At 68.9% G+C, this 14,000-nt stretch carries 11 protein-coding genes; 8 read left to right on the top strand and 3 right to left on the bottom strand.

Annotated features, from left to right (window positions below; genetic code table 11):
* Positions 1-95 precede the first annotated feature (95 nt).
* From ACILSK_RS17575 to ACILSK_RS17565, 3 genes are all read right to left on the bottom strand, one after another.
* A complete protein-coding gene (locus ACILSK_RS17575) occupies positions 96-1,331 on the bottom strand; it encodes a CaiB/BaiF CoA transferase family protein (RefSeq protein WP_395728473.1) in 1,236 nt (411 codons plus the stop codon).
* A 97-nt stretch (positions 1,332-1,428) separates the two neighbouring features.
* On the bottom strand, positions 1,429-2,874 hold the full coding sequence (locus ACILSK_RS17570; protein ID WP_395728542.1) for an aldehyde dehydrogenase family protein: 1,446 nt from the start codon (positions 2,872-2,874) through the stop codon (positions 1,429-1,431).
* 150 nt (positions 2,875-3,024) lie between these two features.
* On the bottom strand, positions 3,025-3,762 hold the full coding sequence (locus ACILSK_RS17565; protein WP_395728472.1) for a GntR family transcriptional regulator: 738 nt from the start codon (positions 3,760-3,762) through the stop codon (positions 3,025-3,027).
* A gap of 203 nt (positions 3,763-3,965) precedes the next feature.
* Between ACILSK_RS17565 and iolC the strand changes: the two genes are divergently transcribed.
* The 8 genes from iolC (at position 3,966) to ACILSK_RS17525 (ending at position 13,914) form a co-directional block, all read left to right on the top strand.
* Positions 3,966-4,919 carry a 5-dehydro-2-deoxygluconokinase gene (iolC, locus tag ACILSK_RS17560; protein ID WP_395728471.1) on the top strand — a complete coding sequence of 318 codons (954 nt, stop codon included), beginning with the start codon at positions 3,966-3,968 and terminating at the stop codon, positions 4,917-4,919.
* Positions 4,912-5,832, top strand: a complete 921-nt coding sequence (locus ACILSK_RS17555) for a deoxyribose-phosphate aldolase (RefSeq protein ID WP_395728470.1) — start codon at positions 4,912-4,914, stop codon at positions 5,830-5,832. The genes iolC and ACILSK_RS17555 overlap by 8 nt, the downstream gene beginning before the upstream one ends.
* A gap of 5 nt (positions 5,833-5,837) precedes the next feature.
* Complete coding sequence (gene iolB, locus ACILSK_RS17550; protein WP_395728469.1) at positions 5,838-6,773, top strand: 5-deoxy-glucuronate isomerase; 936 nt, start codon at positions 5,838-5,840, stop codon at positions 6,771-6,773.
* Positions 6,770-8,683 (top strand): 3D-(3,5/4)-trihydroxycyclohexane-1,2-dione acylhydrolase (decyclizing), encoded by a 1,914-nt coding sequence (gene iolD, locus ACILSK_RS17545; RefSeq protein WP_395728468.1) that lies wholly within the window; start codon positions 6,770-6,772, stop codon positions 8,681-8,683. The genes iolB and iolD overlap by 4 nt, the downstream gene beginning before the upstream one ends.
* 152 nt (positions 8,684-8,835) lie before the next feature.
* Positions 8,836-10,398, top strand: coding sequence for a CoA-acylating methylmalonate-semialdehyde dehydrogenase (locus tag ACILSK_RS17540; RefSeq protein WP_395728467.1), 1,563 nt, complete (start codon positions 8,836-8,838; stop codon positions 10,396-10,398).
* 523 nt (positions 10,399-10,921) lie between these two features.
* Positions 10,922-11,935, top strand: a complete 1,014-nt coding sequence (locus tag ACILSK_RS17535) for a substrate-binding domain-containing protein (protein ID WP_395728466.1) — start codon at positions 10,922-10,924, stop codon at positions 11,933-11,935.
* Between the two features lie 62 nt (positions 11,936-11,997).
* Complete coding sequence (locus ACILSK_RS17530) at positions 11,998-13,074, top strand: ABC transporter permease (protein ID WP_395728465.1); 1,077 nt, start codon at positions 11,998-12,000, stop codon at positions 13,072-13,074.
* Between the two features lie 15 nt (positions 13,075-13,089).
* On the top strand, positions 13,090-13,914 hold the full coding sequence (locus ACILSK_RS17525; protein WP_395728464.1) for an ATP-binding cassette domain-containing protein: 825 nt from the start codon (positions 13,090-13,092) through the stop codon (positions 13,912-13,914).
* Positions 13,915-14,000: the final 86 nt, after the last annotated feature.

The raw sequence follows: 14,000 nt of genomic DNA, 5'->3' as shown, positions 1-14,000 counted from the left end.
CGCTGATCAAACCCGCGCCGGAATGCGCATACCGCCGGTGTAGACCTGGCTTTGATCAGCGAACCAGCCGCCGGGCCAAGACCGCGCGGACGGGCTCAGCCGGTGCCGTCGATCGGCTCGGCCGTCCCGGCCAGCCACTCCTGCACGGCGTCGTTGTGCTGACCCAGCAGCGGGGGGGCGGTGTGCTCCCGGTGCCACTCGGCGCCTGCCCCGTCGAAGAACCGCAGCGGCGGTCCGGGCAGCTGGAGCGACCCGAGCGTCGGATGCTCGACGTCGATCAGCAGGCCCTGCGACTGGGTCTGGTCCCACTCGTAGACCTGCTCGAGGTTCTTCACCTCGCCGCTGGGCACGCCGACCTCGGACAGCTTGGCCAGCAGGTCGGCCGACCGGTATTCCGCGAACGCCCGGTCGACGGCCGCGCGCACGGCCGGGCCGTTGCGGACCCGATCGGCGTTGGTGGCGAAGTCCGGCGCATCCACCGGCAGGCCGAAGGCCGGCGCGAAACGCTGCCAGAGCCCCTCGGAGCCGACCGCGATCTGCACGGTGCCGTCGGCGGAATGGAACAGGCCGTAGGGGCAGATCGACGGGTGGTGCGGACCTTCCGCCTTCGGCACCTGACCGGCCACCGTCCAGCGGGTGCCCTGGAAGGCGTGCACGCCGACCATGCCGGCCAGTAGGGACGTGCGGACCAGGCCGCCGAGCCCGGTCCGCGCCCGCTCGGTGAGCTTGGCGACCACCCCGAAGGCGCCGTACATGCCGGCCAACAGGTCGGCGATGGGCACCCCGGCCTTGGTCGGGGTCTGCGGGTCCGGCCCGGTCATCGACATGAGACCACCCTCGCCCTGGGCGATCTGGTCGTACCCGGCGCGGCCGCCCTGCGGGCCGTCGTGCCCGAACCCGGAGATGGACAGCACCACCAGGCCGGGGTTGAGCTCGGTCAGCCGATCGAGCGGGAACCCGAGCCGGTCCAGCACACCGGGCCGGAAGTTCTCCAGCAGGACATCGGCGCGGACGACCAATTCGGTCAGGGCCTCCCGGCCGGCCGGGCTCTTCAGATCGAGGGTGATCGACTCCTTGTTCCGGTTGCAGGACAGAAAGTAGGTCGAAATCCCCTCGGCGGAAGAAGTTTCAGTCGTCAGCCCGGCGGTGCTGCCCGGGCCGGTGCGGGCCACGAACGGCGGCCCCCAGCCGCGGGTGTCGTCGCCGCCGCCCGGGGTCTCCACCTTGATCACCCGCGCACCGAGGTCGGCCAGCATCATCGCGGCGTGCGGGCCCGCCAGGGCCCGGGTGAGGTCGACGACGACGATGTCGGACAGGGGTCCACCGTTCACAGTCACACTCCAAACATCCTGTTGATCATGGGCTTCCGGCCGTATTGACGCCGCCAGAACGGCCGGAACACCATGATCAACTCCAAGGGGGAGGGGGTCAGCCGAGCTTGACGTTGATCTGCTTGATCTGGGTGAACGACTCCAGCGCCCCCTCGATGGAGAACTCGCGCCCGATGCCGCTGGTCTTGTAGCCCCCGTAGGACTGGCCGATGACCTGCCCGCCGCCCTGGTTGACCTGGACCCAACCCGATTCCACCCGGTGTGCGGTGTCCAGCGCGTCGGTCAGGTTGTTCGTCCAGATGTAGGCACCCAGACCGTAGTGCGAGTCGTTGGCCATCCGGATCACGTCGTCCCGGTCCCGCCACGGGATGGCGACCAGCACCGGCCCGAAGATCTCCTCCTGGGCCACCCGCCAGTCGTTCGCGACCGACCCGAGAATGGTCGGCCCGGTGTAGAAGCCGTCCAACCCGGCGAAATCCATCGTCGTGCCGTCCAGCGCGACGTCCACCCCGGCCTGCGCCTTGCCGTTCTCGATGTAGCCGAGCACCGATTCGTACTGCTTGGCGTTGATGATCGAGCCCATGTCCGACGCCTCGTCCAGCGGATCGCCGACCTTCAACGCGGAGACCTTCGCCACCAGCGCGGAGAGGAAGGTGTCGTAGACGTCGGCGTGCACGAACAGCCGTGACCCGGCGGTGCAGGACTGGCCCTGCCGGGTGAACCGCATGGCCTGCAGCACGCCGGCTGCGGTCCGGTCGATGGTCTCGGGGGAGGCGGCGTCGGGGAAAACGATGTTCGGGCTCTTCCCGCCGAGCTCCAAAGAGACGTGGGCGAGCCGCTTTCCGGCGGTCTGCGCGACATGCCGGCCGATCCCGGTCGAGCCGGTGAACGACACCTTGTCCACGTCCGGATGCACCAGCAGCCGCTCGCCGACGACCCCACCCCGACCGGTGATCACGTTCAGCACACCCGGCGGCAGGAACTCGGAGGCGATCTGCGCCATCAACAGGATGGTCAGCGGCGCGTCCTCGGCGGTCTTGAGGACCAGGGTGTTGCCCGCGGCGAGCGCGGCCGGTGTCTTCATCCCGGCGATCATCAGCGGCGAGTTCCACGGCAGGATCCCGGCCACCACGCCGAGCGGCTCGCGGCGGGTGTATTGCAGCTGGTCGTCGCCGGCCGGAAGCACGGTGCCCTTGAACTCGCCGGCGACCCCACCGAAGTAGCGGAACAGGGTGACCAGGGTCTGTGACTCCGGCCGGGCCTGGGTGCGCAGCGCGTTGCCGGTGTCGGCCGCGGTCAGCACGGACAGTTCCTCGGCCCGGTCCTCCAGGGCGTCGGCGATCTTCAGGATGATCTTCTGCCGGTCCTTGAAATGCAGGGCCCGCCAGGCCGGGAACGCGGCCCGGGCCGCGCGGACGGCGCGGTCGGCGTCCTCGGCCGAGCCTTCGGGTACCCGGGCGAGGACGGTGCTGCGACGTCCGGGCGACACCACGTCGGTCCACACTCCGTCGACGCCGGCGACCCATTCACCCCCGATCAGCATCGGCCGGTCGGGAGCGCCGGTCAGCGTCGTCGTCACGACAATCCTCCATCTCACGCGCCCGGACCCGGGCGCTGCTCAATTCTCGGCCCGGCTCCGCGCTGACCGCCGGGTCGGCCGGAGGGGTCACGCCCGGGGGTCGGACGGCCGGGTTCAGTGCTCGACGAGGGTGACCTCGAAGGAGTATTGGCTGGCCCGGTAGGCGTGCCGGCCCCATTCGACGGCCCGCCCGGAATCGTCGTGGGCGGCCCGTTCCATGGTCAGCACCGGGCTGCCCCGCTTTTCGCCCAACAGCGTGCACTCTTCGGGCGTTCCCGTTCGGGCGCCGATCCGCTGCTTGGCCACCCGGATGTTCACGCCTTTGGACCGCATCAACTGGTAGAGCCCGCGGCCGGCCAGGTCCATCTCACCGATGGCGATCAGGTCCTCGGGCAGGTAGTTCTCCATGATGGCCAGCGGCTCGTTCTGGGCATAGCGGAGCCGCCGCAGGTGCAGGACCGGCGTCCCGGGTTGGACGGCCAGCATCGCGGCGGCCTCGTCGGGGGCGTCGACCACCTCGTTGGCCAGCACATCGGTCCGCGGGGCCTGATGATGACCGGCCAGGTCGTCGAACAGGCTGGTCAGCTCGACCGGCCGGCTGATCTGGCCGTGCACCACCTGGGTGCCGACACCGCGCTTGCGGACCAGTAGCCCCTTGTCGACCAGTTCCTGTATGGCGCGCCGCATGGTGGGGCGGGACAATCCGAACTGCTCGGCCAGGCTGATCTCGTTGTCCAGCCGATCGCCCGGGGACAGCTGACCGTCGTTGATCGCGTGCTCGATCTGCTGGGCGACCTGGTAGTACAGCGGCACCGGGCTGGACCGGTCGAGGTCGACTGTGAGCGCGGACATCGGCCCTCCCCGGTTCTCGTCGCCGTAGTCTAGTGCACGTCAGCCCGACATGAATATGACTATATGTCCTATCAAAGTCTTGACACCAGTCCCTCGACGGTCCACAGTCTGTGATGTCAGGCGACGCGGCCATGTTCCACCGATCGGACCCGCGTGACCACCGCAGCAGCCGACGCGCGTCAGGATGGAAGGGACTCCGAGCAGTGGCCCAGCATTTCGAGGTGTTGACCATGGGACGGGTCGGGGTCGACCTGTATCCCCTCCAGGACAACGTCGGACTGGAAGACGTGGAGACGTTCAGCAAGACGGTCGGCGGCAGCGCCGGCAACGTGGCGATCGCCGCGGCCAAGCACGGACGCAGGGCCGCACTGATCTCCCGGACCGGCCCGGATGCGTTCGGCCGGTTCGTGCATCAGGCGCTGCGGCAGCTGAACGTGGACGACGTGTTCATCACGGACGTGCCGGACCTGCTGACGCCGGTGACGTTCTGCGAGAACTACCCGCCGGACCATTTCCCGCTCTACTTCTACCGGCTGCCGATCGCGCCGGACCTGGTGATCAACCCCGACGAGCTCGACCTGGCGGCCATCGCCGACGCTGACATCTTCTGGACCACGGTGACCGGCCTGTCCCGCGAGCCGAGCCGGTCGGCCCACCACGCCGCCTGGGCGGCCCGGGCCCGCCGGCCACTGACCATCCTGGACCTGGACTACCGCGAGGTGTTCTGGGGAGACCGGGCGACCGCGTCGGCCGAGGTGGCCAGGGCGTTGCCGCACGTCACGGTGGCGATCGGCAACAAGGAGGAGTGCGAGGTCGCCGTCGGCGAAACCGAACCCCTGCGCGCCGCCCGGGCGCTGCTGGACGCGGGGGTCGAGCTGGCCATCGTCAAGCAGGGCCCCAAGGGCGTGCTCGGTATGACCCACGACGAGATCGTCGAGGTGCCGCCGACCCCGATCACCCCGGTGAACGGCCTGGGCGCGGGTGACAGCTTCGGCGGCGCGGTCTGCCATGGCCTGCTGTCCGGCTGGGACCTGGAGACGATCCTGCGCTTCGGCAATGCCGCCGGCGCCATCGTGGCGTCGCGGCGGGAGTGCTCGACGGCCATGCCGACCACCGCCGAAGTGCAGGCCATCATCGCGGAGGCTTCACATGTTTGAGTCGACAACGCTTCTGCCGAAGGAGGTGTCAGGGGTGTCCAACGCCGAGCGGTACCGTGCGCTGACCGATATCCGGGTGCAGGACCCCGGGGCGATCCGGCGCGCCGCAGACGCCCGGACCAGGCGCGGCCTGGCCGCCGGGGACGGCCGGCTGATGATCATCGCCTGTGATCATCCGGCCCGCGGCGCCAACGGCGTCGGCAACCGGCCGCTGGCCATGGGCAACCGGATCCAGCTGCTGGAACGACTCGAGACCGCTTTGTCCCGGCCCGGTGTCGACGGGTTGCTGGCCAGCCCGGACATCCTCGAGGACCTGCTGCTGCTCGGCGCTCTCGAGGGAAAGGTCGTGTTCGGCTCGATGAACCGCGGCGGCCTGCAGGGCGCCGCTTTCGAGCTGGACGACCGGTTCACCGGGTACGACGCCCGTGGCATCGCCGACATGGGACTCAACGGGGGCAAGACGCTGACCCGCATCGCGCTGGACGACCCGGGCACGGCCCGGACCATGGAGTCCACCGCTCATGCCGTCAACGAGCTGGCCGACCGCGGGTTGGTCGCCATGGTCGAGCCGTTCTGGTCGTCCCGGGCGGATGGCAAGGTCCGCAACGACCTGTCCGCCGACGCGGTCATCAAGTCCGTCGGGGTCTGCAGTGCCCTGGGCCGGACCTCGGCCTACACCTGGATGAAGCTGCCCGTGGTGCCGGAGATGGACCGGGTGATGGAGTCCACCGTGCTGCCCACCCTGCTGCTTGGTGGCGACCCGGACACCAGCCCGGAGGAGACCTACGCGTCCTGGCGCGCGGCCCTGGCCCTGCCGTCGGTGCGTGGTCTGGTCGTCGGCCGGACGCTGCTGTACCCGGCCGACGACGACGTCGCAGCCGCCGTCGACACCGCCGCGTCGATGGTCCGGTGACGGGCATGGTCGAGGACAAGGACGGTCTCTACCTGCCGGCCGGCTCCACGGCGGAGGGCGACTGGGACCTGGTGATCACCCCGGAGAGCGCCGGCTGGGGCTACTCGAGCCTGCGGGTGATCACCCTGCGCCCGGGTCAGCGCGTCGAGTTCGCTACCGGGCAGAGCGAGTGGATCGTGCTGCCGCTGACCGCCGGGGTCGACGTCACCCTGGGCGAGCAGACCGTCGGACTGGCCGGCCGGGACGGCGTGTTCGCCGCCGTCACCGACACCGCCTACCTGCCCATCGATTCCACCGTCACGCTGACCGGCACCCGGGCGGGTGAGATCGCCCTCTGCGGCGCCCGGGCCGACCGCGCGTTGCCGTTCCGGTACCAGCCGGCGTCCGGCGTGGACGTGACCCTGCGCGGCAGTGGCTCACACACCCGGCAGGTCAACAACTTCGGCATGGGCGCCGGCCTGGAGTGCGTCAACCTGCTGGCGACCGAGGTGCTGACCCCGGCGTCCAACTGGTCGTCCTACCCGCCGCACAAGCACGACGAGGCCGGCGGGATCGACGGGTCGGAGACCGAGCTGGAGGAGATCTACTACTTCCGCTTCGCCTCGGCCGCCCCCGATTCCGCGATGTCGGCCCGGCGGGCGAAACCCATTGGTTATCAGCGGATCTACGGCAGCGCCGACCGGCCCATCGAGTTGCTCGAGGAGGTCACCGAGCGGGACACGGTGCTGGTGCCGCACGGCTGGCACGGCCCGTCGATCGCCGCGCCGTCGCACCACATGTACTACCTGAACGTGATGGCCGGCCCCGGCGCCGAGCGCGCCTGGGGCATCAGCGACGACCCGAACCACGGCTGGGTCCGCGCCACCTGGGCGGACCGGCCGACCGATCCCCGATTGCCCTTCTACACGGCTCCCGAGCAGGAAGCAGGAGACACCCGGTGACCAGCGCAGCAACGTCGCACGCGGGACAGACCGTCCGACTGACCGTCGGGCAGGCGGTCGTGAGGTTCCTGGGCAACCAGTACAGCGAGCGGGACGGTGTGCGGCACAAGCTGTTCGCCGGCTGCTTCGGCATCTTCGGGCACGGCAACGTGGCCGGGCTGGGGCAGGCCCTGCTGCAGGCCGAACTCGAGGAGCCGGACCTGCTGCCGTACCACCAGGGCCGCAACGAGCAGGCGATGGTGCACATCGCGGTCGGGTACGCCCGGCAGAAGGACCGGTTGGAGACCTTCGCGGTGACCGCGTCGGTCGGCCCCGGCTCGTCGAACATGCTGACCGGCGCCGCATTGGCCACCATCAACCGGCTGCCGGTGCTGCTGCTGGCCAGCGACATCTTCGCCACCCGGGTCGCCTCGCCGGTGCTGCAGGAGCTGGAACAGCCGTTCGGGTACGACGTGTCGGTCAACGACGCGTTCCGGCCGCTGAGCAGGTTCTTCGACCGGGTGTGGCGGCCCGAGCAGCTGCCCGCCGCGCTGCTGGGGGCGATGCGGGTGCTGACCGACCCGGTCGACACCGGCGCCGTGACGCTGGCGCTGCCGGAGGACGTGCAGGCCGAGGCGTGGGACTGGCCGGTCGAGCTGTTCGCCGAACGGGTGTGGCGGATCGGTCGCCCGGTGCCCGAGCCCGAGGTGATCGCACGGGCCGCCGAGATCATCCGAGGGGCCACGGCGCCGCTGATCGTGTCCGGCGGCGGCGTCACCTACGCCGAGGCCAACGAGGAGCTGCGGGCATTCGTGGAGGCCACCGGCATCCCGATCAGCGAGACCCAGGCCGGCAAGGGTTCGTTGCCGTTCGACCACCCGCTCAATCTCGGCGCGATCGGCGCGACCGGCTCGCCGGCGGCGAACCACTTCGCCCGGCGGGCCGACGTGGTGATCGGGATCGGCACCCGCTACAGCGACTTCACCACCGCGTCGAAGACGATCTGGCAGCACCCGGACGTGCAGTTCGTCAACATCAATGTCGCCGGGTTGGACGCGTTCAAGCTGGCCGGGTACCCGGTGGTGGCCGACGCGAAGCGGGCGCTGCCCGCGCTGGCCACCGCGCTGGACGGCTACTCGACCGGCGCCGACTTCCGCGCCGAGGTGGCCGCCCGGGCCAAGGCCTGGGACGCCGAGGTCGTCGCCTCGCACCATAGCGGCTACGGCGACGGCCATGAATTCCTTTCCCAGGCCGAGGTTCTCGGCGCGGTCGAGGGCGTCATGGCGCCCACCGACGTGGTCGTGTGCGCGGCCGGTTCGCTACCCGGTGACCTGCACGGCATGTGGCGGACCCGGGACCGCAAGGGCTACCACGTCGAGTACGGCTACTCGTGCATGGGCTACGAGATCCCCGGCGCGATCGGGGTCCGGCTGGCCGCACCGGACCGGGACGTGTTCGTCACCGTCGGCGACGGCTCCTACCTGATGATGCCGACCGAGCTGGTGACCGCGGTGCAGGAGGGCATCAAGATCATCGTGGTGCTGCTGCAGAACCACGGGTACGCCTCCATCGGCGCGCTGGCCCAGTCCCTGGGGGTGCAGCGGTTCGGCACGAAGTACCGGTACCGCAACGCCGAGTCCGGCCGGCTGGACGGCGGCAAGCTGCCCGTCGACCTGGCCCTGAACGCGGAATCCATGGGCATCACCGTGTACCGGTGCAAGACGCTGGCCGAGCTGAAGAACGCCCTCGCGGCGGCCAAGGCCGGCGACGAACCGTGTCTGGTGCACGTGGACACCGACCTGGAGTTCGAGTCGCCCAAGGGCGACGGCTGGTGGGACGTGCCGGTGGCGCAGGTCTCCACTCTGGACTCCACCCAGGACGCCCGCACCCGCTACGAGAAGTTCCGCGCCGACCAGAAGCCCTACCTGTAAGCGCAGCTCGGGGCGCACCTTTCCCGCGCGGATCATCTACGCAGGCGCGGATCAACTCGCATCGAATGTGACAGCAGAGCAGCAAGTCAACGACTTCATCCGCGCATCCGTAGTTGATCCGCGCGGCAGACCCGGAGGGAAGTAGCGCACAGATGACGACCATCACCGATCCCGAGGCCACCCCGGCCGTCGAGGAGAACCTGGCCGCCACCGGCGGCCTGGTGTTGCATTGGAAGGACGGCGCCCCATTCGCGGGTGAGTCGACCCGGACCGGCGAGGTGTTCGACCCGGCGACCGGCCAGGTGAGCCGGCGGGTCGTGTTTGCGTCCCGGGGTGACGCAGACGCGGTGATCGCTTCGGCCGCGGCGGCGTTCCCGGGGTGGCGGGACACCTCGCTGGCCCGCCGCACCCAGGTTCTGTTCCGGTTCCGGGAACTGCTCAACGCCCGCAAGCACGAGGCCGCCGCGATCATCACCAGCGAGCACGGCAAGGTGCTGTCCGACGCGTTGGGCGAGATCACCCGCGGTCAGGAAATCGTCGAACTGGCCTGCGGCCTGGCCCACCTGCTCAAAGGCAGCATGACCGAGAACGCCTCGACCAAGGTCGACGTCTCGTCCATCCGCCAACCCCTGGGGGTGGTCGGGATCATCTCCCCGTTCAACTTCCCCGCGATGGTGCCGATGTGGTTCTTCCCCATCGCGATCGCCGCCGGCAACGCCGTGGTCCTCAAACCCAGCGAGAAGGACCCGTCGACCGCGAACTGGCTCGCCGACCTGTGGAAGGAAGCAGGCCTGCCCGACGGCGTGTTCAACGTCCTGCACGGCGACAAGACCGCCGTCGACGCGCTTTTGGAACACCCCGACGTCAAGGCCATCAGCTTCGTCGGGTCTACCCCGATCGCCCGGTACGTGTACGCCACCGGCACCGCGAACGGCAAACGCGTCCAGGCCCTCGGCGGGGCCAAGAACCACATGCTGGTGCTGCCCGACGCCGACCTGGACCTGGCCGCCGACGCCGCCGTCAATGGCGGCTTCGGTTCCGCCGGCGAACGGTGCATGGCGATCAGCGCCCTGCTCGCCGTCGACACGATCGCCGACGACCTCATCGGCAAGATCAAAGAACGGATCGCCACCCTGCGCACCGGCGACGGCCGCCGCGGCACCGACATGGGACCCCTGGTCACCGGGGCGCACCGGGACAAGGTCGCCGGCTACGTCCAAGCCGGCGTCGACCAAGGCGCCGAACTCGTCGTCGACGGCCGGACCAGCAACCCCGAGCAGCACTTCGACGGCGACCCCCACGGATACTGGCTCGGCCCGACCCTGTTCGACCACGTGACCCCCGACATGAGCATCTACACCGACGAGATCTTCGGACCCGTCCTGAGCGTGCTGCGCGTCGACGGCTACAGCCAGGGCCTGGACCTGATCAACAGCAACCCGTACGGCAACGGCGTCGCGATCTTCACCAACGACGGTGGCGCCGCGCGCCGCTTCCAGAACGAAGTCCAGGTCGGCATGGTCGGCATCAACGTGCCCGTCCCCGTCCCCGTCGGCTACTACAGCTTCGGCGGCTGGAAGGCATCCCTGTTCGGTGACACCCACGCCCACGGTACCGAGGGCTTCCACTTCTACACCCGCGGCAAAGTCATCACCACCCGCTGGCTCGACCCCAGCCACGGCGGCCTCAACCTCGGCTTCCCGCAGAACGACTGACTCCGACCGGCCGCTCCGCGGCATTCCACCGGAGCGGCGCCCAGGCGTGTCGCCTCGACCTCGAGGCGGCCCGTCCGGGGTCAACCCGCGGGTCGACACGGTCCGAGACGCGCGTCCGGGCCGCGTCGATGCATGGACGCACAGATACTCACTGTGGCGACGATCCGCCGTTCAGCGACTCTGGTCACCGGTCGGTCAGGACGTCAGGATGTCAGAACAAAGTGTTGACTTTTGAGGGGGCGAGGGCCACGCTAAACACACCTCGAACGGAGCGGTTCGAAACGGAGGACCGGGGTGCGCCAAGGCCAGGAGCCACCGTGAACGCCGGGCAGGTGACCACCCCCACGGAGGGTCGGACCCGGTATGGCGCGGCGCCTGCGCTCGCCGTGGGCCCACCGGACGTCCGCCCGATCGGACCATTCGCATCGCGTGCCGCTCCCCACCCGGATCCTCGGCCATGCCTCATGGCATCCATCACCTCCCCAACGGGACATGACGTCCCGCAACGAAAGGACCCGAATCGATGACGATTCGCACCAAGGCGCTCGGGCTGACCGCGGTCGCGGTGCTCGCCGCGGTCGCGCTGAGCGCCTGTAGCGCCACCGGCGGGAAGCGCGCGGCCGATGCAGCTGCGGCCTCCGTGGCCGAGGCGGCCGGGGGTGGGGCGACCGCCGACACGCCACGGCTGACCATCGCGATGGTGACTCACCAGGGCCCCGGTGACTCGTTCTGGGACAAGGTTCAGGCGGGCGCCATCGTTGCCGCGGCCAAGGACAACATCGACCTGAAGTACTCCGCCGATCCGACGGCTCCCGGTCAGGCCACGCTCGTCCAGAACGCCATCGACAGCAAGGTGGACGGGATCGCCACCACGTTCCGGAATCCGGACGCGATGGAGGGGGTCATGCAGAACGCCGTCGCCGCCGGCATTCCGGTGGTCGGCCTCAACGCGGGCATCGACCAGTACAAGCAGCTCGGCGCCATCATGTACTTCGGTTCCGACGAGACGGTCGCCGGCGAAGCGGTCGGCAAGCGAATCTCCGATGCCGGTGGCAAGCACCCGCTGTGCGTGATCCAGGAGCAGGGCTCGGTGTCACTGGAGGCCCGGTGCGCGGGCGTCAAGACCAACGCCCCCGGGACGGAGAACATCCAGGTGGACGGGACGGACCCGACCTCGGTGACGACGACCATCGGCGCGAAGCTGCAGCAGGACCCGTCCATCGACTACGTGGTGGCGTTGGGTGCGTCCTACGCGCTCAATGCGCAGCAGGCGATCGCCGATGCCGGCAGCTCGGCCAAGCTCGCCACTTTCGACCTGAACGCCGACGTGGCCAAGCAGATCCAGGACGGCAAGATCGAGTTCTCGGTCGATCAGCAACCCTGGTTGCAGGGTTACATGGCGGTCGACTCCCTGTGGTTCTACCTGACCAACAAGAACGATCTCGGGGGTGGCCTGCCCGTGCTGACCGGGCCGTCCTTCGTGGACAGCAAGAACATCGAGGACATCATCAAGTTCGCCGCCAACAACACCCGTTGATCGTGTGCCCGGACAGCCTGCGAGCTGTCCCGTGGACTGGAAGACAAGCCAGGGAGTACACCATGAGCCAATCTCTGAGCAAGACCCCGGCAACGCCGCCGGGTGCGTCGGGGTCGGCCCCCCCGCCGCGGAAGGCGTCGCAAGCACTGACGACCCGGTTGCTGGCGCGACCGGAGATCGGCGCGCTGATCGCCGCCGTTGTGATCTACCTCTTCTTCTTCGCGGTGGCGCCGGCCTTCCGGTCGCCCGAGGCGTTCGCGACGATCCTCTATGCGTCCTCGTTGATCGGAATCGTCGCCGTCGCGGTCGGCCTGCTGATGATCGGCGGGGAGTTCGACCTCTCCGCCGGCGTCGCCGTGGTGACGTACGCGCTGACGGCGGCAATGCTGTGCTACCAGTTCAACCTGAACCTGTGGGTCGGGGTGGCCCTGGCGCTGGCCCTGTCGATGTGTGTCGGATTCATCAACGGGTTTCTGGTCGTCCGGACCGGGATTCCGTCGTTCCTGATCACCCTGGGCACGTTCTTCGTCCTGCAGGGGGTGAACCTGGGCGTGACGAAGCTGGTGACCGGTGCGGTGGCGACCCAGAATGTCTCCGACATGGAGGGTTTCAGCTCCGCCAAGGCGCTCTTCTCCTCCTCGTTCACCGTCTTCGGGGTCGACGTCAAGATCACCGTCATCTGGTGGATCCTGTTCACCCTGGTGGCCACCTGGACCCTGAACCGGACCCGGATCGGCAACTGGATCTACGCGGTGGGCGGCAACGCGGCGAGCGCCCGTGCCGTCGGTGTGCCGGTGAACCGGGTGAAGATCGGCCTGTTCATGGGGGTCGGCTTCCTCGCGTGGTTCTCCGGGATGAATCAGCTGTTCGCGTTCAACACCATCCAGGCCGGCGGCGGGGTCGGGCAGGAGTTCCTGTACATCATCGCGGCCGTCGTCGGCGGCACCCTGCTGACCGGCGGCTACGGCTCGGCGGTGGGCACGGCGCTCGGTGCCTTCATCTTCGGCATGACCCAGCAGGGGATCGTGTTCGCAGGTTGGGATCCCAACTGGTTCAAGGCATTCCTGGGCGTCATGCTGTTGCTCGCGGTCGCCGTGAACCTCGCGGTCAAGAAGTACGCCACCACGCGGAAAGCATAGGGAGACCGACCAGTCATGACCGATACGTTGAGCGAGCATGCGGACCCGACCCTGCACAAGGGGGAACCGCTGATTGAAATGTCCCAGGTCGGAAAGGCATACGGGGCGATCCGGGCGCTGTCCGGCATCAACCTGTCGGTGTCGGCCGGCGAGGTGACCTGCGTGCTGGGTGACAACGGCGCCGGGAAGTCCACGCTGATCAAGATCATGTCCGGCCTGCACCCGCACACCGAAGGCACTTTGAAGGTTGACGGGCGGGAGGTGCACTTCGGCTCACCGCGGGAATCGTTGGACCACGGCATCGCGACCGTCTATCAGGACCTGGCGGTCGTCGGGCTGATGGAGGTCTGGCGGAACTTCTTTCTCGGCTCGGAACTTCGGGCCGGGAACTGGCCGCTGGCCCCCCTGAAGATCAAGGAAATGCGGGAGATCGCCGACACCGAACTGCGCAAGATGGGCATCGTCGTCAAGGACATCAACCAGCCGATCGGCACGCTGTCCGGTGGGCAGCGCCAGTGTGTGGCGATCGCCCGGGCGGTGTACTTCGGTGCCCGGGTGCTGATCCTGGACGAGCCGACCGCGGCGCTGGGCGTCAAGCAGTCCGGTGTGGTGCTCAAGTACACCGCGGCCGCCCGGGACGCCGGCCTGGGGGTTGTGTTCATCACCCACAACCCGCACCACGCCTACCTGGTCGGGAACCACTTCATCATCCTCAAGCTCGGCAAATGCGTGCTCGACAAGCACCGCAACGAGGTCACCCTCGAGGAACTCACCGCCGAAATGGCCGGCGGCCGCGAACTCGCCGAACTATCGCATGAGCTCCAGTCCACCCAGCGCTGAACAATCAGTGTCGATCGTGGGTGAAAAGCCGTCAGCGACGCCTCACCACGGCCGTCGGCCCTATGATCAACTCCATTTCGTGCGAG

The sequence above is a fragment of the Nakamurella sp. genome (assembly GCF_044224575.1).
Lineage (GTDB): Bacteria > Actinomycetota > Actinomycetes > Mycobacteriales > Nakamurellaceae > Nakamurella.
This window is presented reverse-complemented; position numbering and strand designations above follow the sequence as displayed.